Below are 26,129 nucleotides of genomic sequence, written 5' to 3' on the forward strand. Positions count from 1 at the left end.
GTCCTGGCCGGGCCCGCCGAGAAGCGGACCATGGCCTGCGCCGACGATCCCCGGCACGCCTGGGTCCGCTCCTCCTGGGCCGAGCAGGCGATCGACCCGCGCGTCCCCATGGCCAAGGCGCCGCGATGAGCGCGGGACCCGGTGACCAGGGCGGCGCGGGAGCGCTACGGGGACGCCGGACGCGACGGGCGTCCCCGCCTCCGGGACCGTACCGAGGGTCCGCTCCCCGCCGTCGCGGCGGCTAGGGTCGGAGGCGTGGAAAGTTCTCAGCCTCCGGTGGTCCCCGGCCGCGGGGGAGAGCCCCGCCCCGGCGACCTGCGGGCGGGCAGCGCCGACCGGGAGCGGGTGGCCGCCGTGCTCGGCGACGCGCTCGCCGACGGTCGGCTCGACCCCGTCGAGCACGAGGAGCGGATCGAGGCGCTCTACCGGGCCCGCACGCTCGGCGAGCTCACGGTGCTCACGACCGACCTGCTTCCCCCCGAGGCCCAGCCGCTGCGGACCGACATCCGCGCGGTGACGGCGTTCTTCGGCTCACAGGAGCGCTCGGGCCGCTGGGTGGTGCCCACCCGCTTCCCCGCGACCGCGATCTGCGCCAACGTCACGCTCGACCTGCGCGAGGCCATGCTGCAGTCGAGCCGCGTCACCGTCCAGGCCACGGTGCTGTGCGGAACCCTCACGTTGATCGTCCCGGAGGGCGTCCGGATCGAGATGGCCGCCTCGACCGTCATGGGCGGCATGCAGAACCAGGTGCCGCCCGCGCCCGGCGGCCCGGTCATCGAGATCACCGGGCTGGTCGGCCTGGGGAGCGTCGTGGCCAAGCCGCCCAAGCGCCCGCGCCGCTCCTGGTTCCGCCGCTGACGGCTCCGCCGCCGAACCGCCTCCCGGGACCCGTGGGCGGCGGTTCGGCGGCGGGACGCGCGCGTCCCGCGCCGGGTCCGGGCCCGGTCCGTGCCGGGTCCGTGCCGGGTCCGGTCTGCGCCGGGTCCGGTCCGCGCCGGGCTCAGCTCGCGCTGTCGAAGTTGATCGCGCTGTAGGCGCGCAGCTTCCAGAGCTGGTGCTCGCTCTCGATCCTGCGGATCGTGCCGGACCGGCCCCGCATGACCAGGGAGTTGGTCACGGCGTACCGGCCGTGGTAGCGCACGCCCTGCATGAGCTCGCCGTCGGTGATCCCGCTGGCCGCGAAGAACACGTCGTCGGACCTGACCAGGTCGTCGGTGGTCAGCTTGGCGTCCAGGTCGAGGCCGGCGTCCAGCGCCCGGCGCCGCTCGGCGTCGTCCTGCGGCCACAGCCTGCCCTGGATGACGCCGCCCAGGCACTTGATCGCGCAGGCCGCGATGATGCCCTCGGGGGTGCCGCCGATGCCGAGCATCAGGTCCACGCCGGTGCCCCGGCGGGCGGCCATGATCGCGCCGGCCACGTCGCCGTCGGTGATCAGCTTGATCCGCGCGCCGGCCTCCCGGACCTCCCTGATGATCTTCTCGTGGCGGGGCCGGTCGAGGATGACCACGGTCACGTCCGACGGCTCGCCGCCCTTGGCACGTGCCACGGCGGCGACGTTGTCGGCCACGGGAGCGTCGATGTCCACCGCGTCGGCGGCGTCCGGGCCGGTGACGAGCTTGTCCATGTAGAAGACGGCCGAGGGGTCGTACATCGAGCCGCGCTCGCTGACCGCGATGACCGAGATCCCGTTCGGCATGCCGAGGGCGGTCAGGCGGGTGCCGTCGATCGGGTCCACGGCGACGTCGCACTCGGCGCCGCTGCCGTCCCCCACCTCCTCGCCGTTGTAGAGCATCGGCGCGTTGTCCTTCTCGCCCTCGCCGATCACCACCACGCCCTTCATCGACACGGTGTTGATCAGCTGGCGCATCGCGTTCACCGCGGCGCCGTCGGCGCCGTTCTTGTCGCCGCGCCCGACCCAGCGGGCGGCGGCCATCGCGGCGGCCTCGGTGACCCGGACCAGCTCCAGGGCGAGGTTGCGGTCGGGCGCGTGCTCACCCGTGGCGAGTGCGGCGGGGACGGACGTCTGGTCGGACATGGAGAAGGGCCCCTCTCGTCGATTACGACAACGATCGTAGTTGTCCCCCTTTTCTGCCCGGCCGGGGAGGATAATGTGCCGTCTCGACTCCATCTCCCGCCTGAGGGCGGGGGTCTTCGCGGAGGTGGCGGATGAGCGGCGACACGGTACGGCCCGCGGCACGGCCGGTGACCGGCGCGTCCCCGCGGGGTTCCGAGCGGGGCGCCGCCACGCGCGTCGCGCTCCTGACGGCCGCGCGGGAGACCTTCGTCGAGAGCGGCTTCGCCGAGGCGGGGGTCACCGACGTCGTGGCGCGGGCCAGGGCCAGCGTCGGCAGTCTCTACCACCACTTCTCCGGCAAGGCCGACCTCTACCTGACCCTGTTCGAGGAGTTCCAGACCCGCCAGACCCAGCGGACCAGGCAGGCCGTCCAGGAGGCCCGCGCCGCGGGGGAGGGCGACCCGATGCGGCTGTTCATCGCCGGAGCCCGCGCCTACCTGGAGGGGTGCCTGGCCGAACGCGAGCTGGCCGCGCTGTTCCTGCGCGGAGACGGGCCGCCCGGCTTCGAGGTCGTCATGCGCGACCGGCTGCGCCAGTGGGCCAAGCGCAACGCCACCCTCTTCGAGGGGGACGAGGGCGCGCTGGTGGTGGTCCTCACCGGGGCGCTGGCCGCCGCCGTGTCGGAGGTCGCCCTGTCGGAGGACGAGGCCGCCTCCCGCGGTCTGGTCGAGGACGCGCTGGCCATCATCGGGCAGATCCGCCGCCCCTGAGCCCCCGCGGACCGTCCCCCCCGTGGGAGGTCCGGTTCCCCGGGGAACCCCGGAGGCCGCGGGGCGCCGCGGTGGACGTGCCCCGGCGGGCGTGCCCCGGCGGGTGGACCGCCCCGCCGGGCGGATAGGCTCGACACTCGTGCGACGGTTCACTCAGGGTTTCTACGGCTACGCGTTCGCGATGCTCGTCTGCCTCGCGGCCGTGGGCCTCTTCCTGCTGGTCACGCCGCAGAGCAGAACCGAGCACATCCCCAGGATCGACTACTCGATGGACGTCGCCAACCTGCGCCGCACCGCGCCGTACGAGGTGTGGGCGCCGTCCCAGGTGCCGGCCGGCTGGATTCCGACCAGCTCGCGGGCGGCCCAGGAGGAGGGCACGACGACGTGGCGGCTCGGGTTCGCCACCGCCCGGCGCTCCCACGCGATGCTCGCCCAGAGCGACGAGAAGCCCGCCGCCGGCTTCGCCTCCCGGATGGCCAACACCACCGAGGTCACCGGGAACGTCCAGATCGGCGGCGCGACCTGGGAGCAGCGCTTCCGCAAGGACAAGAACCAGCGCTCCCTCGTCCGGCTCCTGCCCGACGCCACCGTCGTCGTCACCGGCACCGCCCAGTGGGACGAGCTGACCACCCTGGCCGCCTCCCTCAAACAGCAGCCGAAGCCGACCCCGTAACGCCGCGCGGCCCGGAAACGGGGCTCGCCCGTCGAGGCCTGAGCCGCCCGGACCGGACGGCCGGAAGGGAGCCGCCCCGAAGCCGCGCGGCCGGAGCCGCCGTGAACCGGGCGGGGCAGGGGGCGGAGGTTCCGGAAGGCGAGCGGTCAGGGGTCAGAAGGGCGAGTCGCCCGACAGGTCGGGCTGGCGGCGCTGCGCCATGGCGGCGGCGAGCTTCACCCGCGCGCCCTGGAGCCACTCCTCGCACACGGTCGCGAGCCTCTCGCCGCGCTCCCACAGCTCGATCGACTGCTCCAGCGTCAGCCCGCCCGCCTCAAGGCGGCGGACCACCTCGGTCAGCTCCTCGCGCGCCTGCTCGTACGACGGTGTCTTCTCATCGGCCACGTACCCACCATAGGCCGTACGGCCCGCCTCCCCGGCCTTCCCACGGCCGCCACGGCCGCGTCCGCGACGGAACACCCGCCCCGGCGCCACCGGCCCGCCCCGGGGCCTTCCCGTGGCCTTCCTGGGGCCTTCCCGGGGACTTCCCGCTCGCCGTCCGTTCGGCCCCGGGCGCCGGGCGGCGTCCCGCCCGGCGGTCAGTCCGTCGGCTCCGGGTCCCTCCGGACCGTCACCCGGTCGTCGGAGAACCGGACCGTCAGCTCCTCGCCGGGGGCGGTGTCGCGGGCCAGCCGTACGACGTCGCCCGACGGGCGCTGCACGATCGCGTAGCCGCGCTCCAGGGTCGCGGCGGGCGACAGCGCGACCAGGCGGGCCCGCAGGTGCGTCAGCGAGTCGCCCGCCCGGTCCAGGGAGCCGGTCAGGCAACGCCTGGCGCGATCCCTGAGCTGCTCGGCCTGCTCGGCGCGGCGCTCCAGCTCGCGGACCGGGTCGGCGAGCGAGGGGCGGGAGCGGACCGCGGACAGCCAGGCCGTCTCGCGGTCCAGCCAGCCGGCGGTCACCCGGCGCCCCCGGTCGCGGAGCTGGCGTATGAGGGTGAGCTGCTCGCCCACGTCCGGGACGATCTTCTTGGCGGCGTCCGTGGGCGTGGAGGCCCGCACGTCGGCCACCAGGTCGAGCAGCGGGTTGTCCTGCTCGTGACCGATCGCGCTGACCACCGGGGTCCGGCACGCGGCCACCGCCCGGACCAGCGACTCGTCGGAGAAGGGCAGCAGGTCCTCCATGGACCCGCCGCCCCGGGCGACCACGATGACGTCGACCTCGCCGTCCGCGTCGAACTTGCGCAGCGCCTCGGTGACCTCGGTGACCGCGTACGGTCCCTGCACCGCCACCGGTTCGACCTTGAACCGCACGGCCGGCCAGCGGCGCCGGGAGTTCTCCAGCACGTCGCGCTCGGCGGCCGAGTCGCGGCCGCAGATCAGCCCGATCGTGCCGGGCAGGAACGGCAGCCTCCGCTTGCGGTCCACCCCGAACAGCCCCTCGGCGGCGAGCACCTGGCGCAGCCGCTCCAGCCGGGCCAGCAGCTCGCCCACGCCCACCGGGCGCATCTCCAGCGCGGTGAACGCGAAGGAGCCCCGGTTGACCCAGAAGTCGGGCTTCAGGTGCATGACGACCCGGGCGCCGTCCACCGGCCGGGGGACCGTCGCCTCGTAGACGCCGCGCGGGCAGGTGACCCGGGCCGACATGTTGGCCACCGGGTCACGCAGCGTCAGGAACACCGTGCCGCCGCGCGCGGTCAGCTCGGTGATCTGCCCCTCGACCCAGACGGTGCCGAGCTTGCCGATCCAGCCGCCGACCATCTGCAGGACCGTGCGGACCGGCAGCGGCTGCTCCGGTGTCGTCTTCGAGCTCATGGCCGGAGCCTACGCGTCGCCGGCGCCTACTCGGCGGCCTCCAGCTTGGCCAGGCGGTTCTCGTACATCCGCACGACCTCCGGGCGGGCCGTGGTGGCCCGCTCGTAGGCCAGCAGCCGCCGGACCTGCTCGGCGGACTTGCCGCGCATCCGGGCGCGCAGCGAGGCGACCGTCAGCTGGCCGTACCCGGGCATCGGCTCCTCGGGCACCTCGACGGTCGCGGCAGGCGGCTCGACGCCCTCGGGCCCGGCGGCCTTCGTGCCGGTGACCTCGACCACGGGGGTGTCGGCCTCGCCGGGCGTGGCGACGTGCACCTCGGTGACCTCGACCCCGGCGGCCGGCGGCGCGGCGACGCCGGCCTCAGCGGCTTCGGCGGACTCGGCGGCCGGGGGCTCGACGAGCCTGGGCTCCGCGGTCCCGACGGGCTTCTCCCCGGCCTCCGGCGCGGCGGTCCCCGCGGCCTTCGGCTTGGCGGTCCTGGGCTTGGCGGTCCTGGGCTTGGCGGCCTTCGGCTCCGTGGCCTTGGGCTCCGTGGCCTCGGGCTCGGTGGTCTCGGCCCCGGCGGTCTTCGGCTCAGCGGCCTGGGCCCCGGCGGCCTCGGTCTCGACGGCCTGGGCCCCGGCGGGCTCCTGCTTCGCGGTCTCGGGCTCCGCCACCTTGGCTTCCGTGGCCTTCGGCTTCACGGCCTCGGGCTTCACGGCCTCGGGCTTCACGGCCCCGGGCTCGGCCGCCTCGGGCTCGGCGGCCCTGGACTTGGCCGGGGCGAAGATGACCGGCTCGGGGCGGGCCTTGGCGCCGTTGGACCCCGTCCCGGCCTCCCCGGCGGGGGCGGCCGTCTCGTCCCGGGACGCGGCGCTGTCCGGGCGAGGGGCGAAGATGACCGGCGCGCGGCGTGGCTTCTCGCGCGGCTCCTCCCCGGTCTCCCGCGCCGTGTCCTGCCCGGCCGGTCCCGTCTGCCCGGCGGGTTCGACGGCGGCCTCCCCGGCCGGCCCGCGCCGCTCCGCGGCCTCCCCCTGCTCCTCCTGGTTCGTCAGCCGCTTGATCGTGCCCCGCACGCGGTCGCCGAGCAGCAGGGCCTGGCCGACCCCGCTCAGCGCCGACTGGAGCATGTGAAGAGGCAGGTCCTTGGCCTTCTCCTTGAACTGCTCGCGGCTGGAGAATGCTTCGCGGACGTTTCTGGTGACATCTCGGATGATGTTGGGGACCGGCATGTCGTCTCCCTGGAGGTCTGTTCCCGACTACATAGTCTGGCAAGACCGTGTCGGCTGAGTTCGTCGATGGGTGGGCGGGCCCGGCGGTGGCTCCACGTAGCATGAGAACATGACTTTCGAGACCCCCGCGACTCGGCGTGTTCTGGTGGCCAGGCCGCGCGGTTACTGCGCCGGCGTCGATCGCGCGGTCCAGGCCGTGGAGAAGGCGCTGGAGCTGTACGGCGCGCCGGTCTACGTGCGCAAGCAGATCGTCCACAACACCCACGTGGTCCGGACGCTGGAGAAGCGTGGGGCGATCTTCGTCGAGGAGACCGAGGAGGTGCCCGAGGGCGCCATCGTCGTCTTCTCCGCCCACGGGGTCTCCCCGGCGGTCCACCGGGAGGCCGCCGAGCGCGGCCTGCGGACCATCGACGCCACCTGCCCGCTGGTGACCAAGGTGCACAACGAGGCCAGGCGCTTCGCCTCCCAGGACTACGACATCCTGCTCATCGGCCACGAGGGGCACGAGGAGGTCGAGGGCACCGCCGGTGAGGCGCCCGACCACATCCGGCTGGTCGACGGCCTCGACGCCGTCGACACCGTCGAGGTCAAGGACCCCGACCGGCTCGTGTGGCTGTCGCAGACCACGCTGTCGGTCGACGAGACCACCGAGACGGTCACGCGGCTGAAGGAGCGCTTCCCCAACCTGATCGACCCGCCGAGCGACGACATCTGCTACGCCACCCAGAACCGCCAGGTCGCGGTGAAGGAGATCGCGGCCGAAGCCCAGCTCGTCATCGTCGTCGGCTCCCAGAACTCCTCCAACTCCAAGCGGCTGGTGGAGGTCGCCCTCGACCACGGGGCCGACGCCTCCTACCTCGTCGACGACGCCTCGTTCATCAGGGACGAGTGGCTCGACGGCGTCACCACGGTGGGCGTGACGAGCGGCGCCTCGGTGCCCGAAGACCTTGTCGACGGGGTCCTGGCCCACCTCGCCGAGCGCGGCTTCGCCGATGTCGAGGAGGTCGAGTCGGTGCAGGAGAGCGTCCGCTTCGCGCTTCCGCACGAGCTGCGCAAGGACCTGCGCGCCGGCGTCTGACCCCGCTTCCCCCCGCGTTCGCCGTACGGCGGGCGCGGGGCCGCCCGGCCCGCCGTACGGGGGAGGACCCGTGGCCGACCGGGCGCGCGGAAGGACGTCCGCGAGGGAGAACGTCCGGCCGCGCGGAAGGGCGGCTCAGGCGTCCTCGCGCGGCGTGCCGTACACCTTCGGCTCGAAGTAGCCCTCGGGCTCGGGCGCGAAGGCGCCGGCCTCGCTCCGGCGCGGGCGCGGGACGGCGGGGCCGCCCGCCCGCAGTTCCTCGCGCAGCTCCCGCACGCACCCGGCCAGGCCGCGCCGCCAGGCGACGACCAGCACCAGCAGCGAGCCGCCGAACAGCCAGGGGGCGCCCGCCGACAGCGTGGTGAACAGCCCCAGGCCGAGCGTCTGGACCGGCGAGGCCGCTCCCAGGGACCTGAGGGCCTCGGCGAGCAGCGTCGCCACGAAGAAGACCAGCGGCGGCGAGACCACCAGGGTGAGCAGGTCACGCCGGTTCACCAGGGCCACCGCCACGGCGCACCCGGCGACGAACGCCACCCCGGTCAGGGCGGGCGACCCGAACAGCGTCTGCAGGACGCAGCCCAGCAGCGTGAACGCCAGCACGGAGACCACGGCGCCCCGGGCGGTCAGCCGGACGCCGCCACCCCGCCCCCGCTCACTCACACGATCACCCCGCCAAGCGGCCGTCCGTCGCCTCGACCGTTCACCACGCGCTCCCTCGACCCCGGTCCCTCGTCGCCGCGTCCCGCGCCGCGGCACCGGGTCTCGCGGCCGACGGGGAAAGGCTAGGACAGGTCGTTCGCCAACTTACCGTTCAACCGGGACACAAGAGGCGAGCTTGGCTTCTCTTCTCCCGGCGGTTCCGGTTCTCCCAGCAGTTCCGGGGCGGTGAGCGCGCGGGCGAGGTCCTCGACCGGCCGGGGCGTGTCGAGGTCGCCCTCCACCAGTCCCAGGTCGTTCAGTTTGCGCGCGCTCACCAGCACCCGGGTCTCCAGCGAGCCGACGGCCCGGTTGTAGGACTCCACGGCCCGGCTCAGGGACCGGCCCAGCGTCTCCACGTTCCGCCCCATGCTGCCCAGCCGCTCGTACAGCTCCTTGCCGAGCTCGAAGACCGCCCGCGCGTTCTCGCTGAGCGCGGCCTGCTGCCAGGCGTACTGCGCGGTGCGGAGCATGGTGATCAGTGTGGTGGGGGTGGCGATGTGGACCCGCCGCCGCATGGCGTGCTCCAGCAGTCCCGGGTCGCGCTCCAGCGCCGGGGCCAGGAACGCCTCGCCCGGGATGAACAGCACCACGAACTCCGGCGCCGGGCTGAACGCCTGCCAGTAGCTCTTGGCCGCGAGCCGGTCCACGTGCTCACGCACGTGCCGGGCGTGGGCGTCGAGCCGCGCGGCGCTGTGGCCGGGGTCGCCGGACTCGGCGGCCTCCAGGTAGGCGGCCAGGGAGACCTTGGAGTCGACCACGACGTTCTTGCCGCCGGCCAGCCGTACGACCATGTCGGGGCGGAGCGCGCCGTCGGCGGTGGTGACGCTCGCCTGCTCGTCGAAGTCGCAGAACCGCTGCATGCCCGCGATCTCGGCGACCCGGCGCAGCTGCAGCTCACCCCAGCGGCCCCGGGCCTCCGGCCGCTGCAGGGCGCGGACCAGCGTGTCGGTCTGGAGGCGGAGCCGGTCGTTGCTCTCGCGGACGATGTCGATGTGCCTGGCCAGCTCGGCGTGCGCGGCGCGGCGGCCCGACTCGGCGTCGCGCAGCTGCGCCTCGACCCGGGACAGGGTGTCCTTCAGCGGCTCGACCAGGTGCTCGACGGCCTGCTTGCGCCGTTCCAGCTCCCCGGCGGCCTCGGCGCGGCCCGCGGCCATCCGGGTCTCGGCCATCTCCAGGAATCGCAGGTTGCTGGCGTCGAGGGCGCGGGCCGACAGGGCCTGGAACCGTTCGGCGAGCTGCTCCTCGACGTAGGCGGCCTTGTCCTCGGCGGCCTTGGCGCGCGCCTCGGCCTCGGCCACGCGGGCACTCGCCTCCGCCGCCCCGGAGGCGGCGCGCGCCCTGCCGAGCAGGAACCCGATCGCGAGCCCCGCGGCGAGGCCCATGGCGAGCTGGAAGACGAGTGCCGTGACATCCACCCCGGAATGATCGCAGGCCCGGCGGTTCCCGGCCTTCCGACACGCCTTTCCGGCCGGTCACGCATTTCACCTGCGAGAGCACGTATCGTCACTCTTGGTATCCGTATCCGTACGAGGGGTGGTGACCCGGTGGGTGCGAAAGGCTCGCAGCCGAAAACGGCGCTGGCCCTCGTCGGAGCGGTCCTCGTCGTGCTCGCGGCGGTCGTCGCCGCGAGCGTGTACGTCTCCGGGCGCACCAGCCCGCGTCCCGCCCCGGGCGCCCTCTCGCTGGTGTGGGAGAGGGGGGCCTGCGTGAGCCGGAACGGCGTCCGGTTCGGTCTGGTGCCGTGCGGGTCGGCCGACGGGCGGGTGCTGTCCGTGGTCGGCGACCGGCCCGAGGACTGCCCGGCCGACACCGACGAGATCGTCGGGCTCATGGAGGTCCCCGCAGGGACCACCCCGGCCCCGCCGTCCCCGGTCACCGGCTCCTCCGCGTCACCGGCCTCCACGGTCTCCCCGGCCCCCGGCTCCTCCGCGCCGCCGGCATCACCGGCCCCGTACAGCCGTACGGCGTGCGTCCGCAACCTGGCCGCCCCGCACCCGGGCGACCCCGGCGCGGGAGGCGGGGTGCTGCGCACCGGCGACTGCGTGACCGCGCGCGGCGGTGAGCGCCCGTGCTCCGCGGGCGGCTGGTACGGCAGGGCGCTGGCCGTGGTGGACCGGGCCGCGCGGTGCCCCGCGGCCACGCTCGACTCCCTGGCCGCCGGCCCCCGCACGGTCGTCTGCCTGGGCCGGGAGGGCAGGATCCCCGCGGTGGGCGACTGCGTGGCGGAGCCGCGCGAGCGGGCCGAGGCCCGGGGCGCGCTCGGCAGGATCTCCTGCGGCTCGGCCCGGGCGTGGGCCAAGGTGACGGCCAGGACCACCGCCGCCGCCCTCTGCCCGCCCGGCTCCGACCGCTATCTGCAGACGAGCGGGCAGGCCGTCTACCGCCCTGTGACCTGCCTGCGGCGGATAGCAGTGCGTGATTCGCCGTAAACTCGGCTGACGTGAGCCTGAGCATCGGCATCGTCGGACTTCCCAATGTGGGCAAGTCGACGCTTTTCAACGCGCTGACCAAGACCGCCAACGCCCTGGCGGCGAACTACCCGTTCGCCACCATCGAGCCCAACGTGGGTATCGTCGGCGTTCCCGACCCGCGCCTGGAGAAGCTGGCCGAGATCTTCGGCTCCGCGAAGATCCTCCCGGCGAAGGTGGAGTTCGTCGACATCGCCGGCCTGGTCCGGGGCGCCTCCGAGGGGCAGGGGCGCGGCAACCAGTTCCTCGCCAACATCCGTGAGACCGACGCCATCTGCCAGGTCATCCGGGTCTTCGGCGACCCCGACGTGACCCACGTGGACGGCGCCGTCTCGCCCGAGCGCGACATCGAGACGATCAACACCGAGCTGATCCTCGCCGACCTGCAGACCCTGGAGAAGGCGATCCCGCGCCTCCAGAAGGAGGCCCGGACCAACAAGGACCGCCGGGCCGCGCTGGAGGCGGCCGAGGCGGCGGCCAAGCTCCTCGACGGCGGCACCACCCTGTACGCCGGGGCCAAGGGCGCCGGCATCGACCAGGCCGACCTGCGTGACCTGCACCTGCTGACGGCCAAGCCGTTCCTGTACGTCTTCAACCTGGACGCCGACGAGCTGACCGACGCCGAGCTGCGGGCCCGCCTGTCGGCGCTCGTCGCCCCGGCCGAGGCCGTGTTCCTGGACGCCAAGATCGAGTCCGAGCTCGTCGAGCTCCCCGACGACGAGGCGCTGGAGCTCCTGCAGTCGGTCGGCCAGGAGGAGTCGGGCCTGTCGCAGCTCGCCAGGGTCGGGTTCGAGACCCTGGGCCTGCAGACCTACCTGACCGCCGGTCCCAAGGAGACCCGGGCCTGGACGATCCGCAAGGGCGCCACCGCCCCCGAGGCGGCCGGGGTCATCCACACCGACTTCCAGCGGGGCTTCATCAAGGCCGAGATCGTCTCCTTCGACGACCTGGTCGAGACGGGCTCCATCGCCGCCGCCCGCCAGGCGGGCAAGGCCCGCATCGAGGGCAAGGACTACGTGATGCGCGACGGCGACGTGGTGGAGTTCCGCTTCAACGTGTAGCAGGCGACCGGAAACCCACTCTGAGCTGGGCCGAGGTGAGTCACTGGGCCACCTCGGTCCGCACAGAGTCCGCATGATCTTGAAACGCGGCGTCGATGGCACGCCTCGTACGGTCCTCCGAGTCGGGGAAAAGATGGCTGTAGACGTTGAGCGTCATCGCCGCGTTCGTGTGCCCCAGTCGCTCGGAGACGACCTTCACCGACTCGCCGCCGGCGATCAGCGTCGAGGCGTACGCATGGCGGAGAGCATGCGGGCCGGTGCCGACTGGTAGACCCGCGGCCTTCACCGCCTTCCGCCAGAACCCGTCCATGAACGACGTGTAGACGACCGGGCCGCCCTCAGGCGCGGTGAACACGAACCCGTCAGCGGCGGCCGGGAATGCCTTCAGGTGAGCCGCCAGGGCGTCAGCGGCCACCTGGGGGAGCGGGACGGCCCGATACGACGACTCGGTCTTGAGCTCGCACACGCGGACGCCGTGGCCGGCCGTCTGCTGCACCTGCTGCTCGACTTGAAGCACGCGCTTCAAGAAGTTCACATGGCGGACTTGGACGCCGAACAACTCGCCCGGCCGTAGCCCCGTGGTGGCGCCGAGGATGACCAGCGCCCGGTAGCGCTCGGACATCGCCGCGGCGAGCGCCTGGACCTGCTTCACCGTCAGCGGGACGACTTTCTTGCGTGGGACCGCGGGGAGGTCGATGTCCTCGCACGGTGTCCGCGCGATCTTCCGATCCTTCGCCGCGGCGCGGAAGACGGCGCTGACCGTGTTGAAGACCGTGCGCGTGGTCGACGCCGCGAGCTTGTGCGTCTTCGTCAAGCCCGTGACCCAGCTCTGCACGTCCGAAGTACGGATCGACGATAGGGAGCGCTTCCCGAAGGCAGGGTAGGCGTAGCAGCGGAGATGCTGCTCAACGGCCTTCGCCGTAGCCGGCCGGTGCGGCTTGGCCGCTCGCCACTGCTCGGCGTACGCCTCGAACGTCTCCCGGCCGGCCCGTGGGTCGACGTACTGACCGGTGAGCACGCTCGCGGTGACTTCGTCGAGCCACCGCTGTCCGTCAATCTTCTTCTCGAAGTGCCGGGCGTGCTCCTTGCCGTCAGCGTCGCGGTACCGGGCACGCCACTTGCCGTCAGGACGCCTCTTGATGCTCGCCACGATCCTCCTCCCGGAGTGTCTGCTCTGCACCTTCCAGCAGCACCTTGCTCGCACGAGCGGCGCCCCGAATCTTCGTGGTCAGCCCGATGACCTCTTCGTAGGCGTCGATCAGGTTTTTCACTCGATCGAGCGCCAGGGTTCGGATCGCTGGTGAGCCGGACGTCTCCCCATGCTCGAAGAGGGTCCGTTCGTACTGCTCTTGAGTGACTGACACCTCTCCGGGGAGAAGCCCGTCCTCTTCCGGGATCTCCTCCATCGGCAGTAGCAGACCGGGCAGGGAAGTGCCCAACGCCAGCGCGAGCGAGACCAGCTCTGCCGCAGTGAACGCGCGGCGCCCCTTCTCGGCTGCCGACACTGCCTGACGACTCCATGGCTTGCCGAGATAGCTGCCGAGCGCCTCGCCTAGCTGCGCTTGAGACATCCCGCGGTCCTCACGGAGGAATGCCACGTTGGCGCCAATCACTTCTTCGATCTTCATCTCACTCCCCTATGTCGGACCTAGAATGACAGGGTGGGATCGCGTTGACAAGCGTTGACGCTTACTGGTAGTTCTGGCATGACAGTAACTCTGTATCAGACATGGAGGCTGGCATGGCTAGGGCTATACCGGTAGGTGTCGAGCGGCAAGACCGGCGCGGAACTGCACAGAAGATGCAGGTTGATGGCGACATGGGGCGAGAGCAGGAAGACCCGTACAAGACCACAAAGGAGGTGGCCGCCCGCTTCCGAACCTCGCCCAGCACGGTGAGGTACTGGCGGTACGCCGGCATCGGCCCGCGTGGCGTGAAGATCGGCACCAAGGTGCTCTACCGCGAGTCCGAGATTCGCCGCTGGGAGCAGGAGCGCGAGGCAGCGGAGAGCGGGGCCGCCTGATGACCCCCGGAAAGCAGAACGGCGCTCAGGCCATCACCCCTGAGCGCCGCCCCAACGACCAGATGGCCGCCAACGACACGGCCCACTCTAACCGCCCGGCAGGTGCCCGTCACCTCCCGACGCAGCTTCCGATCGTCCTCGCGGCGACGATCTACAGCCCGGCGCCCGGCATGAGTCAGGCGCTTGTCGTCCCTGACGACGTCTGTCCCGGCTGTGGGTTCTGGCACTCCCACCGGATCAAGGTTCCGGCGCCCGTGCTGGTCAACCGCAAAGCGCGGTGTGGTCAGCGGTACGAACTCGCTCTCCACAAGCCCGCGGCCAAGCGCGGACGGAGGGCAGCGTGACGAACCGCATGCTCGACGCCGCCCTGTCCTACGCGGGCCGCGGCTGGCCGGTCCTCCCGATCGTCCCGGGCGGAAAGAAGCCGCTCGGCGAGCTGGTGCCGAACGGCTTCCACGACGCGACCACCGAGGTTGAGCTGGTTCGAGCCTGGTGGACGGCCTACCCGACCGCGAATGTCGGTGTCGCCACCGGTCACCCCGCCTTCGACGTGCTCGACGTCGACGTCAAGGCCGCCGGTACCGGGTGGCCGGCGTTCAACCGGTGCAAGGCCGCGGGCATCCTGCCCGTGCCGTTCATGGTCGTCACGACGCCCTCGGGTGGGATGCACGCCTACTACGTCGGCACCGGCCAGTCGTGCGGATCGCTGCCCAAGAGCTTCATCGACTTCAAGGCCGCCGGCGGGTACGTCGTCGTCCCGCCCTCGACCGTCGACGGGCGCCCGTATCAGCTGATCAGCGAACGCCCCACCGAACGGCACCAACTCAACTGGTCGGCGGTGAAGGACTTCCTGAACCCGCCCCGGCCCATCACCACGGCACCCCGCCGCCCCACCGCCGGAACCGGCATCCCCGGCCTCGCCGCCTGGCTCGCCGACAAGACCAAGCCCGGCAGGAACGCGGCTTTGTTCTGGGCAAGCTGCCGCGCCGTCGAGAACGGCGCCACGGAAGCCGAGCTTCACGAGCTGTACCGCGGCATGCAGTTCGGCGACGGCTTCGACGAACGCCAGGCCGCCCGCACCGTCGCCGACGCCTACAGGACCATCAGGAGAAGCGCGTGACCGACGGCTGGAATCTGACAGGGCCGGATTCGGATGAGCCCACGAACAGGGGTTCTGACACTTCTGACGCTTCTGACACACCCGAGACTCGGGCCAAGTATCTGCTCGACGCGGTCAACGTCCGCAACGGCACTTGGCTGACAAAGCAGGAGTTCCCGGCTCTTCGGTACGCGGTTCCCGGCCTGATCCCGGAAGGGCTCACGATCACGATTGGACCGCCGAAGGTCGGCAAGAGCTGGTTCTTCGGCAACATCCTGCTCGGTATCGCCAACGGCACCCAGGTACTCGGCAAGCTGTCCATCCCTCAGCCCCGCCACGTGCTCAACCTGGCGTTGGAAGATGGCGACCGGCGCATGCAGAGTCGATGCTGGCAGATCCTCGGCGGTGAGAAGCCGGCCATCCCCGACCCGTACCACTACGTCACCCAGGTGCCCCCGAACATGGTCATCGAGGTCATCGAGGCGTTTCTCCTGATGTACCCCGAGACGGCCATCGTGGTGCTCGACACCCTGGGGAAGGTCATGCCGGATGCCCGGCCGGGTGAGTCCGCGTACGCCCGGGACTACCGCATCGGTGGGCGGTTGAAGCGGATCGCAGACGACCACCCGGGCCTGTCGCTGGTCGTCATCCACCACGACCGAAAGGCCACCTCCGAAGACTTCGTTGAGGCGGTCAGCGGTACGAACGGTCTCGCGGGATCAGCCGACACGATCATGGTCCTTGGGCGCAAGCGCGGCGCCGAGGAGGGCGTGCTGAAGGTCACGGGTCGCGACGTGCCGGAAGCCGAGTACGCCCTGACATTCGACGGCCGCCTATGGACCCTCGACGGTGCTGACCTGATCCAAGCCGAAGCCAACGCCCGCAAGCGCCAGGAAGCCAGCAACCTCTCTGAGACCTCGGTGGGCATTCTCGACTTCATCCGCCAGAACCCCGCCGGCGTCACCGCCAAGCAGGTCCGCGACAAGTTCGGCGACAACTCTGACCAGTACCTCAAGAGGCAGCTCGAAGCGGGCAAACTGACGCGCCCCAAGCGTGGCCTGTACCTCGTGTCAGAACCGTCAGAAGTGTCAGAAGGCCAGATCAGCACGGGTGTCGATTCTGACGCCGACGAAGAATAGGAGACTTCGATGACCAAGATCCTCACGACCCAGAACGCTCAGATCACCACGGCGGCCGTCGAGGTGAAGACCCTCACCATCTCCGGCAAGCAAGTCACCCTCTCCGTCTTCCGACAGCTCCGCGAAGAGCCGCTCCTGACGGAAGACGTCACCCTCAACGGCGTGCCATGGGGCTACGTCAACTACCACCCCGACAAGTGCGGCAACCACCGCCGACACCTCCACGTCGTATGGCAGCGGGGAGCCGATCTCCTGCGCAGCACCGTCTACGCGCCCGAGGTCGCCAAGTTCCAGAGCGTCTGGGCCAAACTGTTCATCGAGGCCGCCATAGCCGAAGGACTCACGAAGCGTTCCGCTGAAAGCTTCGGCATTTCCAAGATTCAGATCTGGCCGCATTGGGCTACGCACCCTCACCTCGCCGAGTTCTCCTACGGTGGAGTCTCGTTCCAGGCTGCGATCCGCGAGGACTTCGCCGACGCCTACGACAACAACTACGTCAGCCCGTACGTGAAGGAAAAGGCGGTGGCGATCACGGGCCCGCACGGCGACGCAGGGTCCATCGCCGCACTCAAGCTTCCCGTTGCCGAGTACCTCGCCGTCTGGGACGCGCTGACGGCCCTTCCGCACCTCTTCATCGCCGTGTGAGCCCGTGACCACCTCGACCACGGCCGGGCGCATCGAGGGCGCGCCCGGCCACCCGGCCCCGGCCATCCACCACCGCACCGTCGCGATCCTCGCCGAGCACCTCGACTTCCGCCGGCTCCGCATCGCCTACCGCGCCGACCCCGAGGTGTACGCCGACCTCGTCACGCTGACCGTCCTCGCACTCGCCACCCGCACCGGTCGCGCCGACGCGACCGAAGTGGTGATCCGGACGCCCATCGAACAGCATTCGAACATGACCACCAACCAGGTCGCCGAACACCTCGGCATCACCGCCGACGCCGTACGCCGAGCCGTCCGCGAAGGCCGCCTCACCGCGACCAAGCACGGCGCCCAATGGCTGGTCACCCCCGAAGACCTCGCGGCCTACCGCATCCGACGCGCCGCCTGACAGAGCAGGAGGAACCCATGCTCGACTCCCGCACCCGCGAACGCCTCGAAGCCAAGGTGCGCGACTTCAACACCCAGCTCGCCGAGATCCGCGACAACCCCCAGCTCTCCGAACTCGGCAAGCGCGAACAGATCCGCGAGCTGTACGACCAGGCCCAGCCCGTCGTCGAGCAGCTCCGCGCCGAAGCCGCCAAGACCACACAGACCACCGTGGCCGACCTAGAGCGGCGCCTCTTCGGCCTCGCCGACAACGACCCCACCGCCGTCATCTCCTACCGCGATGCCGCTGATCGCGTCGCCGCCATCAAGTCGCCCGCCGAACTCGGCGAGCTGATGGAGCGCGCCCACCGCAGCGGAGACGCGACCCTGCTTCGCGCCGGCTTCCATCACGCATTCCGCAAGAGCCGCGACCCCCTCGGTAGCGACGACTGGGACGCCCTGGTCGGCGAGTACGTCGAGCACAACCCCACCGCCGGCGACGACCTCGCCCAGCTGCAGCACCTCACCTCACCCCGCGGCAAGACCGCCCAGTTCGCCGAGATGCTCGCCACCAGCATCGCCCGGCCCAAGGAACTCGACGACCGCCACCAGCCCAGCGACCAGGTCCCCGAGACCCACCAGGTGGAGCACCTCACCCGATGACGGACATGAACGCCTGGATCAGGGACCGCGCCGGCTACACCGAGCCCGACCCCGAGCCCGTCGAGGAACACGTGCCCTCCTTCAACGGCGGACCACGGCGCACCCCACCCGCACCAGCCAGCATGAACACCCTGCTCCGCCGAGCAGCCGAACGCCGATGGCACGGCTGACACCACAGACTCAGGCCGACCCGGGGACCTCCAGCCGGACCGGCCTGACCCGTCGACCCGGGGCAGCGGCTTACCTCCCCGCCGCCCCGGGTCAACGACCCACCCACCCGGCCACCCCCCCGAACCACCAAACCCAAAGAGGACCGCGGGGGAGGTGCCTCGCAGTCCAAGGACCTGAGACCTCCCCGCACACGCGCATGCGCGAGGACATCTCAGCCCTCCCCAGGGGTGGGGGGTGCCCCCTATGTCCGATTCGCAGAGGACCGTGGGGGAGGTCCGCGCTACAGCCCGCGAAATCAGCCGTTCCGACGGGGAGGGAGCCCGATGAAGCCGGGTCCGAAGCCGAAGCCGTACCTGCAGTCCGTGCGGGAGGGCAATCCGGGGCATCGTTCGCTGTCGCCGGGGGTGGTGTTCCCCTCGACTGAGCCGGTCGAGCCGGATTGGTGGGATCTGCTGCCGGGTGAGGGCGAGGACGCCGACCGGGTGCGGGTGGATGCCCGCGAGGTCTGGCATCGGCTGTGCCTGCAGCTGGTGCGCTCTACCGGCCTGAATGCTTTCCAGCAGGACGCCTTCGTGGATCTGTGCGTGACGGGCGCGCGGATCCGTCAGGGCGAGCGGGCGCTGTCCATCGATGGCCCCGTGGTTCAGGGTGAGCGCGGCTTGGTGCGTAACCCGTGGGTGACGGTGCTGAACCAGTACCGGGCGCACTGGCGGCAGCTGCTCGCCGAGTTCGGCCTGACACCAAGTGCGGCGACGCGGATCGTGGCGCCGATCGAGGAAGACGAAGACGACCCGTTCGACTAGGAGGAGATGCGGGTGGCAACTCAGGGACAGGTGGCGAGTCCGCACGTCGGGCGGTCGCTGTGGGAGCTGCGGGAGGCCGTCGAGGCGCTCTCGGACGACGATCTGATGGTGGTCGGCGGGGTCTGTCACGACCTGGAGCTGACCGAGGGGACGGCTGCGTTACGGCCGGTGCTGGACGGGGTGATGAAGCTGGTCGTCGCGGTCTGGTTGGAGCGCACGGGTGAGTCTGCGGATCTGGACGACGTCATGAAGCTGATCACCGAGGAGTACGCCGGCACGAAGGGCGGGCTTCATGGCTGACCGGTCGGTGAGCATCAAGCTCCGGGCGAACGTGTCGGGGTTCACCGCGGGGCTGCGTGCGGCACAGACGGACACGACGAACCTCGGCCGGAAGATGACGGAGACCGGCGCGGCGGCTGATCAGATGCGGCGCCGGCTGGAGGCGGCGACGAAGGCTCTCCCGAAGATCGAGATCGACGCGGATTCGTCGGCTGCTGAGGTCAAGTTCGCTCAGCTGCGCCGGGATCTGGAGACCCTGGCGAGTAAGAAGATCGGGGTCGACGTCGACGCGGGTGTGGCGCGGGCGGAGATCGGCCGTATCGAGGATGAGTTGGCCCGGTTGCAGCGCACCGAGGTCGACGTCAACGTCCGCGCTGATATTGGTACGGCGCTGGCGGAGCTACGCGCGGTCGATGTGGAGCTGAAGCGGGTCGACGGCCACGACGCCCGGGTTCAGGTGGATGCCGACGTCGGCGGGGCACTGGCGAGTATCGCGATGGTGGGGGCGGCGCTGGCTGCGTTGCCGGCGGTGACGACGCTCGCAGTGGGCGTGACCGCCCTGGGTGGGGCGTTCGCCGCGGCCGGCCTGGGAGCAGCGGGGTTCGCCGCGGTGGCGGTGCCGTCGATGGGGCGCGTGAGTGAGGCTCTGAAGGCCCAGGAGACGGCCGCGAACGCCGCGGGCGGGGCGACGAGCGGGGCCGGGCAGTCCGCGGCTCAGGCGGCGCAGCAGGCGATGCAGCTGGAGCAGGCGGAGAAGCGGCTCACCGATGCCCAGAAGGATGAGCGGCAGGCCCAGGAGGACCTGACACGGGCCCGGGAGGACGGCCGCCGGGCGCTGGAGGACATGAATTTCAGTCTGGAGCGGTCGATCCTGTCGCAGAAGGACGCCGCGCTGGCCGTGCGGGAAGCCGAGGCCCGGCTACAGGAGGTCATGGCCGACCCTGAGTCGTCCGCCCTAGACATCGAGCGGGCCATGCTCAGTGTCGAGCAGGCGCACCAGCGTGCCCGTGAGCAGGAGGTCAAGACCCAGCGGGCGAAGAAGGACACTGCGGCGGCGAATAAGGCCGGCGTCAAGGGCACGCAGGAGTACCAGCGCGCCCAGGAGAACGTCATTGCCGCCCAGGAGAAGGTCGCCCAGGCCGAACAGCAACTCAAGGTGCTCCGGCTGCAGCAGAAGGAGGCGATGTCCTCGGCGGGCGGCGCCGCCGGCGGGCTGAAGGACGCCCTGGCGGACCTGTCGAAGGAAGAGCGCGCCATGGTCAAGGACCTTGAGGCGTTCCAGAAAGGCTACGAGAAATGGCAGCGGTCCCTGCAGCCGGACGTCTTCCCCGCGATCCGCCAGGGGATGGATCTGGTGCTGCTGGGGCTGGACAAGATCGGCCCCGGGGTGAGCGGCGCGGGCAAGGCGTTCACGACGCTGGGCAAGGACGCCGAGGCCGCGTTGCGGGGCCCGTTCTGGACGGACTTCTTCAACGACGTCAACGCCGAGATCCCCGGCGCGATCACCTCTCTTGGCCACGTCGGGATGGATGTCTTCACCGGCCTGGCCGGCGTGATAAAGGCATTCCTTCCGTACGCCGATGACGTCACCGCGGCGCTGGAGCGGGGCTCGGAGACGTTCGCCGACTGGGGTACGGGCCTGGGGGACTCTGACGGCTTCCAGCGGTTCCTGATGATGGTCCGCGAGGACGGGCCGATCGTCGTCGAGGCACTGGGCAACCTGGCCAAGGCGGCGGCGCCACTCGGGGGCATATCGGTGACGGGCCTGTCGCTGCTGGCGAGAGTGCTGGCCGACATGTCTCCGGAGCAGATCCGCGGCGTGGCCATCGCGGTCGGCGCGGTGTATACCGCCGTCAAGGGCTACCAGACCGTCAGCGGGGCGGTGGGCTGGTACCGCGACCTCGCGGGCAGCATCAGCAAGGCGGGCGACACCGCCGACGCGGCCAAGGGGCGGTTCTCCGGCCTGGGCGGCAGCCTCAAGGCGGCGGGTATCGCCGGGGTCGTCCTGGGCATCGCTGGGGCGGCTGACAACCTGGCCGACAGCCTGACCGGCCTCAACCCCGACATCGACAAGCTCGCCCGCGGGATGAGTGACTTCGTCCGGGGCGGTCAGCCGGCGCCGGAGCTGATGGACCAGATCGCGGGCAAGGTCAACGTTTTGGACCTGACCCAGTGGGAGAACTTCGGCGACATCTCCTCCCGCCTCGCGTCGGATAACCCGTTCTGGAAGATCAGCAGCGACTTCTCCGACAGCGTCAAGGAGATCTCTGGTGGCCTGATCACGATGGATTCGGGTGCGCAAAGGATGAGCAACATTGACCAGGCGCTCGCCACCATGGTCCGGTCCGGCAACGGCGACCAGGCCGCGAAGATGTTCAGCGTCTTGACCCGGATGGCGGGCGATGCGGGTGTGCCGATGGACCGGCTCAAGCAGCAGCTTCCCGAGTACACCCGGGCAATCGGCGCGACGACGCAACCGACCAACGCCGCGGCGCTGGCGATCCAGGGTGCCAAGGCCGCCATGGACAACCTCAACGGTGCCGTGTCGAAGTTCGCCGGCCGGACGGATGCGCTGGTGGCGGTCCGGAACATGGAGGCCGCTTACAAGGACGCCACGGTCGCGCTGGAGGGCACGAACGGAAAGCTGAGCGTCAATCACGACATGGTCGCCTCGCAGCGTGACGCCGTGATCCTGGCCCGGGAGAAGTTCAGCGGCTACATCGACTCGATCCGCACGGCCGCGGACGGCTCGGCGACGCTGAGCGGCAAGACCGAAGACGCCACCCGCGCCGTGCTGGAGCAGTTGCCGAACCTCGCGAAGCTGGCCGGCAAGAGCGGCGAGGCGAAGGAGGAGATCCTCAAGCTGGCGCAGGCGTACGGCATCAGCCGTGACGATGCGATCAAGGCGATGTCCAGCGCCGATGGCCTCAGAGACGTCCTCGACAAGCTGGAGTCCAAAGAGATCCGCATCTTCGTGAAGACGGAGTATCAGGATGAGCTGTCCCGTGAGGCGCTTCGGCAGGCCAACAAGCACGCTGAGGGCGGCATCTACGGCGTCGGTGGCCACCAGTACATGGCGGACGGCGGGATCCGGGATGTGGCGGGGCCGGTGCTGATGGCCTGGGGCGGGGTGCGGTCGGTGGGCGCGGACCCGGGAGCGATGATCGCGACGGGGCCGAAGCTGATCAGCGGACGGGCCGGGCCTGACGTGGTGTTCGGGGAGGCTGGCGCCGAGGCGTACATTCCGCTCGCGCCCAACCGGCGGGCCCGCGGCCTGGAGGTGCTGACGGCTGCGGCGAACATCATGGGCCAAACCGTGATGCCTGCCGCGGCGGGGTCGTCGGTGTCGAGCAGCTCGACGACGATCGGCGGGTCCGTCACCAACGTCGGTGGAGCCGTCACCAGCATCGGTGGGGCGCGGACCACGGTCGGCGGATCGTACGGCAGCCGCATCTCCTCGCCGACCACGATCAACTCATCCCAGGTGTCCCGGCCCGTCTCGGGCGGCACTTCGGGCGGCGGGTGGAGCTCGGCTGATGTGGCACAGATCGCCGGGCAGCTCGCGACGATCGTGTCGCGCCTGGATGCGATGGAGCGCCGTAACCCGGTCACGGTCGAGAACATGCAAGTGCGGGAACAGGCCGACGTCGGCGCGGTCGCCGCGGCGCTGTATTCGCGGCTCGGCAGCAAAGGCCGCTGAACATGACGGTGGCCCCGTCTCGCGCCCATATGAGCGAGACGGGGCCACCAGGGTTCCCCGTGCCTCGACACCCCTCCGAGAAGAGGAACGGGGAAAGTCCGCGACGGGCCTCGACGTGCCGCGGACTCCTCCGGCCGGCGCGCGACCGGAAGACCTCTACATGGGATCGCGGTACAGGTGGATCATCGTGCGTGGGTCGGGGCGGATCGCCGCCCGGAACTCGGCCCAGGCGTCGTAGATAGTGATGGCGTGGGCAAGGCCTTCCGGCGTGCCGCCGCCGGCCTCCTTCATGGCCTTGTCGCGAAGCTGATCGAGCCGTTCGGGATCCCGGCTCTTCCGGCGGGCCTTGGCGTGCATCTTCTCGACCTCTTCGGGGGTCACAGCTCGACCCCCTTCCGGCCCAGTGCGGCGGCGAGCTGCTTGCACAGGTCGCCGGCGGTGGTGTCGTAGAGGGTGTGGGATCCGCCTTCGGGGCCCGGGTTGGGGCCGGGGGCGTAGTAGATGCCCGCGGACCACCACACGCGGTAGGGCGGGTACGCGCGGCTGATGGCGCGGATGAGGTCAGCGCGCCGCTGGGCAGTGAACTCGATCGGCGATGCGTGTTCAGGAGCCGTATCGTTGGCCATGGGTGGACCTCCATCGTCCAGCCGAAAGGCCGTTCCGGTGTGCTCAGCACCGGGGCGGCCATTGTCTTGTGTGCGCTGCGTGGCGACAGCGCCACCCAAAGATATGACGCGGCGGGGAGCGGTGTATAGCAGTAGGCCGCTACCTATACGTTTGTGCAGCTCAGCGTAGTTTTACAGTGAGGCGCATGGCAGATACGGACGTCCCGCCCTTCGAACCCGGACCGGCCCAATACACGTATGCGGCGCTGGCCGACCACATCGCCCTGCGGATCCGCAGCGGCGACCTCAACCCGGGCGCCCGCCTGCCCGGGGAACGCGACCTCGCCGTCGAGTACGGCGTGGCGATCGGCACCGTCCGCCGAGCCGTCGCCGAACTCCGGAAGCGCGGCGTGGTCGTCACCTTGCCGGCGAAGGGAACCTTCATCATCGAGCCGGGCGATTGAGCGGCGGGAGGAACGATTCGTTCCCCCGGGCGCGGCAAGGCGGTCATCCTGCGCTGCCACGGCATGCCGACCTTGTTGGTGACGTCACCGACATGGTCAGCGCCGAGCAGCTTCCCGGCGCCGGGAAGCTTCCGGCCGGACCCTTCACAGGGTGGGAGACAGCTCCCACCCGGGTGGGCGTGGCACCTCGCGGAGGGGCTGGGGTGCTACGCGGGAGAGGGTTACAGGTCAGAAGGGGTGCCACGGACCGTGGCACCCCTTCGTGGCACCCCCGTGGCGGGGGCGTGGCACCCGTGGCAGCAAGATCAACACTTCGTGGCGCGCAGCCCACGCGCAGCCGTACGCGCGAGGGTGAGCCCGTCAGGGTGACGGGCTCACCACCGAGTCAGTCGACCTCGGGCCGCTCGGGCATGAGGTAGCGCTGGGCGTCGTCGTCGTAGCCGAGCACGTCGGCCTCGACCAGCTTCTTGAGTTGCTTCTACGCCCACGCCCGGCTCATGTCCGTCGACTCCCAGAGTGGCCTGAGATCGCGTGTGGCGAAGTCGCGGGCCCCGCCGTCCCATAGCCCTTGGATGTGCGCCATGAGCGCCTCTCCGCGCTGCTGAGGCGTCATGGTGACCTCCGGCGGCGCGAACTCCCATTCGGGGTCGCTGGGGTCGTCGACGATCGGGTCATCGGGGCCGGCCTGAACCTCGGGGTCGGGGTCGTCCTCGGTCAGGTACTCGCTCGCTACGTTGCGCACCTCCTCATCTTCGTCGTCGGTGGCGTCGATGGCGTGTTCCAGCGCTTCGGGCGGGGCGGCGAGCGCCTGGCCGCCGCTCGGAAGGCGGGAGATCGCCGCGGTTCCTTCGTCGACCGGCTTCGCGGCGGCCGGCCAGGCGGCGGCGTGCTCGCGCATCGCCGCGTTGGCCCGCTCGTCGTCGAACTGGCCGCGGCCGTCGAGACCCCAGGCGAAGGTCCGCATCGGCATGGCGATCCGCTCGTCCGGGATGCTGGGGGCGTCCCAGTACGTCATGCCGGGCTGCTTGTTCGACCAGAGCTCGGGGCGGGCGCCGACGTCCTGCTGAGCCTCCGACAGGCCAAACCCGGCATCGTGCCCGGACTCGACGCCGAAGCACGCCTTGGCGAGCTGGCCGCGCGCCAGGGTCGGCATCTGCGTGTAGTCGCTGCGCTGCAGGCTCATGACAACCGACCCGCCCGCCGAGCGGATCGCCTTGAGCATGCTCAGGAACGCCTCCTGCTCCTTGTCGCTCAGAGCGTCGTAGACGTCGGGGAACTCCTCGATCCACACGATCCAGTACGTCAGGCCGCACCCGGGCTTCCACTTCTGCAGGTTCTTCGCGGCGAGCTGGTCGGTGCGTTCCTTCACCCGGGCCTGCACGTCCGCCAAGAGCGCCTTCGCGCCGGCCTTCGTCGTCTCGAAGCGGTGCAGCGCCTCGGCGAGCGGGCCGAGCGTCTGCGTGCCCTTCGTGATGTCGATGGCGAACACCGCGGCGTCGTAGCGGGTGACGATCTCGCCGAGCAGGTTCCATGCCCCGCCGATCGACTTGCCGGACCCGGTCTGCCCCATGATCTGCAGGTGGTGGCCCACGATGACGTACGCGACTTCGTCGAGGTCCTGCCACAGCCCGTGGCGAAGCGGGTCGGCGATCGAGCCGCCCGGCCTCGACGGTCCCGGCCACGGGATCGGGTGCTTCATCACCCGCGGATCACTGATGACGACCGTCGCCCGGCTCGCGTCGTCCGGGTCGATGGCCGTCGTGATGCTGCCCGGGGGCAACCCGATGCCGCTCTCGATGTACGGGACCTTCTTCTGCAGGTCCTCGGCGGTCTGCCGCCCGGCCTCCAGCTGTACGGCGCCCTCGACCTTGTGCTCGGTCGCCGCGGTGGTGCGCGCCTCGACCGCCAGGCCGGCCCGCTCGGCGCCCTGCCCGAACAGCATCGCCAGCGGATCGGCCAGGGCGCCCGGCGCGTCCCACCCCTTCATCCTGATCACGGTGCGGATGTTCCAGGTGGCGCACAGGGTGAACCCGCCGATCAACGCGATACGGCCCGTGACGACGGTGGTGGGGCCGTTGATCGTGGCGGCCGTCACCCACAGACCGGTCAGCAGCGTCGTGGCGGTGGTGTGCGTCTTGCCCCACGGGCCGCGGGCGTGCGACTGGCCGTAGGTCACGCCGGTCAGCACGATCACCCCCACCGACATCAGGAACGCCGTCCAGGACGCCACGGCGGGATCGTCGGTGTCGAGGATGAAGTGGAAGGCCGAACCGACGCCGAACAGCAGCAGGCCCACCACCCACGGCGATGCGAGGGTGACCAGCTTGGACACGCCCTGCGCGGCCACCTTCTGCAGGCTCGACTCAACATCGACGGGCACGAGT

At 71.0% G+C, this 26,129-nt stretch carries 28 protein-coding genes; 17 read left to right on the forward strand and 11 right to left on the reverse strand.

The genetic code is table 11. The features are described from left to right. The first annotated feature begins 255 nt into the window (after positions 1 to 255). Positions 256 to 858 carry a DUF1707 SHOCT-like domain-containing protein gene (locus tag IEZ10_RS28880; RefSeq protein ID WP_189249686.1) on the forward strand — a complete coding sequence of 201 codons (603 nt, stop codon included), beginning with the start codon at positions 256 to 258 and terminating at the stop codon, positions 856 to 858. Between the two features lie 142 nt (positions 859 to 1,000). Here the strand turns inward: IEZ10_RS28880 and glpX are convergent, their stop codons facing one another. Next, entirely contained in the window at positions 1,001 to 2,035 is a 1,035-nt protein-coding gene (gene glpX, locus IEZ10_RS28885; protein ID WP_189249687.1) for a class II fructose-bisphosphatase, read from the reverse strand. Between the two features lie 131 nt (positions 2,036 to 2,166). Between glpX and IEZ10_RS28890 the strand changes: the two genes are divergently transcribed. Both IEZ10_RS28890 and IEZ10_RS28895 read left to right on the forward strand, forming a co-directional pair. Beyond that, positions 2,167 to 2,784, forward strand: coding sequence for a TetR/AcrR family transcriptional regulator (locus IEZ10_RS28890; protein WP_189249688.1), 618 nt, complete (start codon positions 2,167 to 2,169; stop codon positions 2,782 to 2,784). 139 nt (positions 2,785 to 2,923) lie between these two features. Next, complete coding sequence (locus tag IEZ10_RS28895; RefSeq protein ID WP_189249689.1) at positions 2,924 to 3,457, forward strand: DUF4245 domain-containing protein; 534 nt, start codon at positions 2,924 to 2,926, stop codon at positions 3,455 to 3,457. 153 nt (positions 3,458 to 3,610) lie between these two features. Here the strand turns inward: IEZ10_RS28895 and IEZ10_RS28900 are convergent, their stop codons facing one another. The 3 genes from IEZ10_RS28900 to IEZ10_RS28910 all read right to left on the reverse strand — a co-directional run bounded on the left by IEZ10_RS28900 (position 3,611) and on the right by IEZ10_RS28910 (position 6,461). Continuing rightward, positions 3,611 to 3,841 (reverse strand): exodeoxyribonuclease VII small subunit, encoded by a 231-nt coding sequence (locus IEZ10_RS28900; protein ID WP_179825432.1) that lies wholly within the window; start codon positions 3,839 to 3,841, stop codon positions 3,611 to 3,613. Positions 3,842 to 4,035: 194 nt separating this feature from the next. Continuing rightward, on the reverse strand, positions 4,036 to 5,250 hold the full coding sequence (gene xseA, locus IEZ10_RS28905) for an exodeoxyribonuclease VII large subunit (RefSeq protein ID WP_189249690.1): 1,215 nt from the start codon (positions 5,248 to 5,250) through the stop codon (positions 4,036 to 4,038). A 26-nt stretch (positions 5,251 to 5,276) separates the two neighbouring features. Then, positions 5,277 to 6,461 (reverse strand): DUF8129 domain-containing protein, encoded by a 1,185-nt coding sequence (locus IEZ10_RS28910; RefSeq protein ID WP_189249691.1) that lies wholly within the window; start codon positions 6,459 to 6,461, stop codon positions 5,277 to 5,279. Positions 6,462 to 6,570: 109 nt separating this feature from the next. On the opposite strand from IEZ10_RS28910, the gene IEZ10_RS28915 reads away from it, so the two are divergent. Continuing rightward, the gene (locus IEZ10_RS28915) at positions 6,571 to 7,539 is read left to right on the forward strand and encodes a 4-hydroxy-3-methylbut-2-enyl diphosphate reductase (RefSeq protein WP_189249692.1); all 969 of its coding nucleotides are present in this window, start codon (positions 6,571 to 6,573) and stop codon (positions 7,537 to 7,539) included. 135 nt (positions 7,540 to 7,674) lie between these two features. Here IEZ10_RS28915 and IEZ10_RS28920 read toward each other — a convergent pair whose 3' ends face one another. Continuing rightward, positions 7,675 to 8,199, reverse strand: coding sequence for a DUF6542 domain-containing protein (locus tag IEZ10_RS28920; protein WP_189249693.1), 525 nt, complete (start codon positions 8,197 to 8,199; stop codon positions 7,675 to 7,677). Positions 8,200 to 8,321: 122 nt separating this feature from the next. Then, complete coding sequence (locus IEZ10_RS28925) at positions 8,322 to 9,653, reverse strand: DNA recombination protein RmuC (RefSeq protein WP_229811754.1); 1,332 nt, start codon at positions 9,651 to 9,653, stop codon at positions 8,322 to 8,324. A 129-nt stretch (positions 9,654 to 9,782) separates the two neighbouring features. On the opposite strand from IEZ10_RS28925, the gene IEZ10_RS28930 reads away from it, so the two are divergent. Continuing rightward, positions 9,783 to 10,667 carry a hypothetical protein gene (locus tag IEZ10_RS28930; RefSeq protein WP_189249839.1) on the forward strand — a complete coding sequence of 295 codons (885 nt, stop codon included), beginning with the start codon at positions 9,783 to 9,785 and terminating at the stop codon, positions 10,665 to 10,667. An 11-nt stretch (positions 10,668 to 10,678) separates the two neighbouring features. Next, complete coding sequence (gene ychF, locus IEZ10_RS28935) at positions 10,679 to 11,767, forward strand: redox-regulated ATPase YchF (RefSeq protein WP_179825421.1); 1,089 nt, start codon at positions 10,679 to 10,681, stop codon at positions 11,765 to 11,767. A gap of 40 nt (positions 11,768 to 11,807) precedes the next feature. Here ychF and IEZ10_RS28940 read toward each other — a convergent pair whose 3' ends face one another. Together IEZ10_RS28940 and IEZ10_RS28945 are read right to left on the reverse strand one after the other, a co-directional pair. After that, complete coding sequence (locus tag IEZ10_RS28940; protein WP_189249694.1) at positions 11,808 to 12,917, reverse strand: tyrosine-type recombinase/integrase; 1,110 nt, start codon at positions 12,915 to 12,917, stop codon at positions 11,808 to 11,810. Beyond that, the gene (locus IEZ10_RS28945; protein ID WP_189249695.1) at positions 12,892 to 13,395 is read right to left on the reverse strand and encodes a helix-turn-helix domain-containing protein; all 504 of its coding nucleotides are present in this window, start codon (positions 13,393 to 13,395) and stop codon (positions 12,892 to 12,894) included. The genes IEZ10_RS28940 and IEZ10_RS28945 overlap by 26 nt, the downstream gene beginning before the upstream one ends. 191 nt (positions 13,396 to 13,586) lie before the next feature. On the opposite strand from IEZ10_RS28945, the gene IEZ10_RS28950 reads away from it, so the two are divergent. The 10 genes from IEZ10_RS28950 (at position 13,587) to IEZ10_RS28995 (ending at position 22,676) form a co-directional block, all read left to right on the forward strand. After that, entirely contained in the window at positions 13,587 to 13,790 is a 204-nt protein-coding gene (locus tag IEZ10_RS28950; protein WP_189249696.1) for a helix-turn-helix transcriptional regulator, read from the forward strand. 340 nt (positions 13,791 to 14,130) lie between these two features. Continuing rightward, entirely contained in the window at positions 14,131 to 14,910 is a 780-nt protein-coding gene (locus IEZ10_RS28955) for a bifunctional DNA primase/polymerase (RefSeq protein ID WP_189249697.1), read from the forward strand. Further along, the gene (locus IEZ10_RS28960) at positions 14,907 to 16,028 is read left to right on the forward strand and encodes an AAA family ATPase (RefSeq protein WP_189249698.1); all 1,122 of its coding nucleotides are present in this window, start codon (positions 14,907 to 14,909) and stop codon (positions 16,026 to 16,028) included. Before IEZ10_RS28955 ends, IEZ10_RS28960 begins: the two co-directional genes overlap by 4 nt. A 9-nt stretch (positions 16,029 to 16,037) precedes the next feature. Next, complete coding sequence (locus IEZ10_RS28965) at positions 16,038 to 16,673, forward strand: hypothetical protein (RefSeq protein WP_189249699.1); 636 nt, start codon at positions 16,038 to 16,040, stop codon at positions 16,671 to 16,673. 4 nt (positions 16,674 to 16,677) lie between these two features. Continuing rightward, positions 16,678 to 17,082 (forward strand): helix-turn-helix domain-containing protein, encoded by a 405-nt coding sequence (locus IEZ10_RS28970; RefSeq protein ID WP_189249700.1) that lies wholly within the window; start codon positions 16,678 to 16,680, stop codon positions 17,080 to 17,082. A 17-nt stretch (positions 17,083 to 17,099) separates the two neighbouring features. Continuing rightward, positions 17,100 to 17,723, forward strand: coding sequence for a hypothetical protein (locus tag IEZ10_RS28975; RefSeq protein ID WP_189249701.1), 624 nt, complete (start codon positions 17,100 to 17,102; stop codon positions 17,721 to 17,723). After that, positions 17,720 to 17,893, forward strand: coding sequence for a hypothetical protein (locus tag IEZ10_RS28980; protein WP_189249702.1), 174 nt, complete (start codon positions 17,720 to 17,722; stop codon positions 17,891 to 17,893). Before IEZ10_RS28975 ends, IEZ10_RS28980 begins: the two co-directional genes overlap by 4 nt. Positions 17,894 to 18,217: 324 nt before the next feature. After that, positions 18,218 to 18,697: a P27 family phage terminase small subunit gene (locus IEZ10_RS28985; RefSeq protein WP_189249703.1), complete on the forward strand. Its 480-nt coding sequence runs from the start codon at positions 18,218 to 18,220 to the stop codon at positions 18,695 to 18,697. Positions 18,698 to 18,709: 12 nt separating this feature from the next. Continuing rightward, on the forward strand, positions 18,710 to 18,997 hold the full coding sequence (locus tag IEZ10_RS28990; RefSeq protein ID WP_189249704.1) for a hypothetical protein: 288 nt from the start codon (positions 18,710 to 18,712) through the stop codon (positions 18,995 to 18,997). 7 nt (positions 18,998 to 19,004) lie between these two features. Beyond that, a complete protein-coding gene (locus IEZ10_RS28995) occupies positions 19,005 to 22,676 on the forward strand; it encodes an AAA family ATPase (protein ID WP_189249705.1) in 3,672 nt (1,223 codons plus the stop codon). A gap of 156 nt (positions 22,677 to 22,832) precedes the next feature. On the opposite strand, the gene IEZ10_RS29000 is transcribed toward IEZ10_RS28995, so the two are convergent. Both IEZ10_RS29000 and IEZ10_RS29005 read right to left on the reverse strand, forming a co-directional pair. Next, a complete protein-coding gene (locus IEZ10_RS29000; RefSeq protein ID WP_189249706.1) occupies positions 22,833 to 23,057 on the reverse strand; it encodes a BAR domain-containing protein in 225 nt (74 codons plus the stop codon). Then, positions 23,054 to 23,302 carry a hypothetical protein gene (locus IEZ10_RS29005; protein WP_189249707.1) on the reverse strand — a complete coding sequence of 83 codons (249 nt, stop codon included), beginning with the start codon at positions 23,300 to 23,302 and terminating at the stop codon, positions 23,054 to 23,056. Before IEZ10_RS29005 ends, IEZ10_RS29000 begins: the two co-directional genes overlap by 4 nt. Positions 23,303 to 23,487: 185 nt before the next feature. On the opposite strand from IEZ10_RS29005, the gene IEZ10_RS29010 reads away from it, so the two are divergent. Further along, positions 23,488 to 23,745: a winged helix-turn-helix domain-containing protein gene (locus IEZ10_RS29010; protein WP_189249708.1), complete on the forward strand. Its 258-nt coding sequence runs from the start codon at positions 23,488 to 23,490 to the stop codon at positions 23,743 to 23,745. Positions 23,746 to 24,223: 478 nt separating this feature from the next. Here the strand turns inward: IEZ10_RS29010 and IEZ10_RS29015 are convergent, their stop codons facing one another. Continuing rightward, entirely contained in the window at positions 24,224 to 26,125 is a 1,902-nt protein-coding gene (locus IEZ10_RS29015; RefSeq protein ID WP_189249709.1) for a hypothetical protein, read from the reverse strand. Positions 26,126 to 26,129: the final 4 nt, after the last annotated feature.

The sequence above is a fragment of the Streptosporangium pseudovulgare genome (genome assembly GCF_014648055.1).
Taxonomy (GTDB): domain Bacteria; phylum Actinomycetota; class Actinomycetes; order Streptosporangiales; family Streptosporangiaceae; genus Streptosporangium; species Streptosporangium pseudovulgare.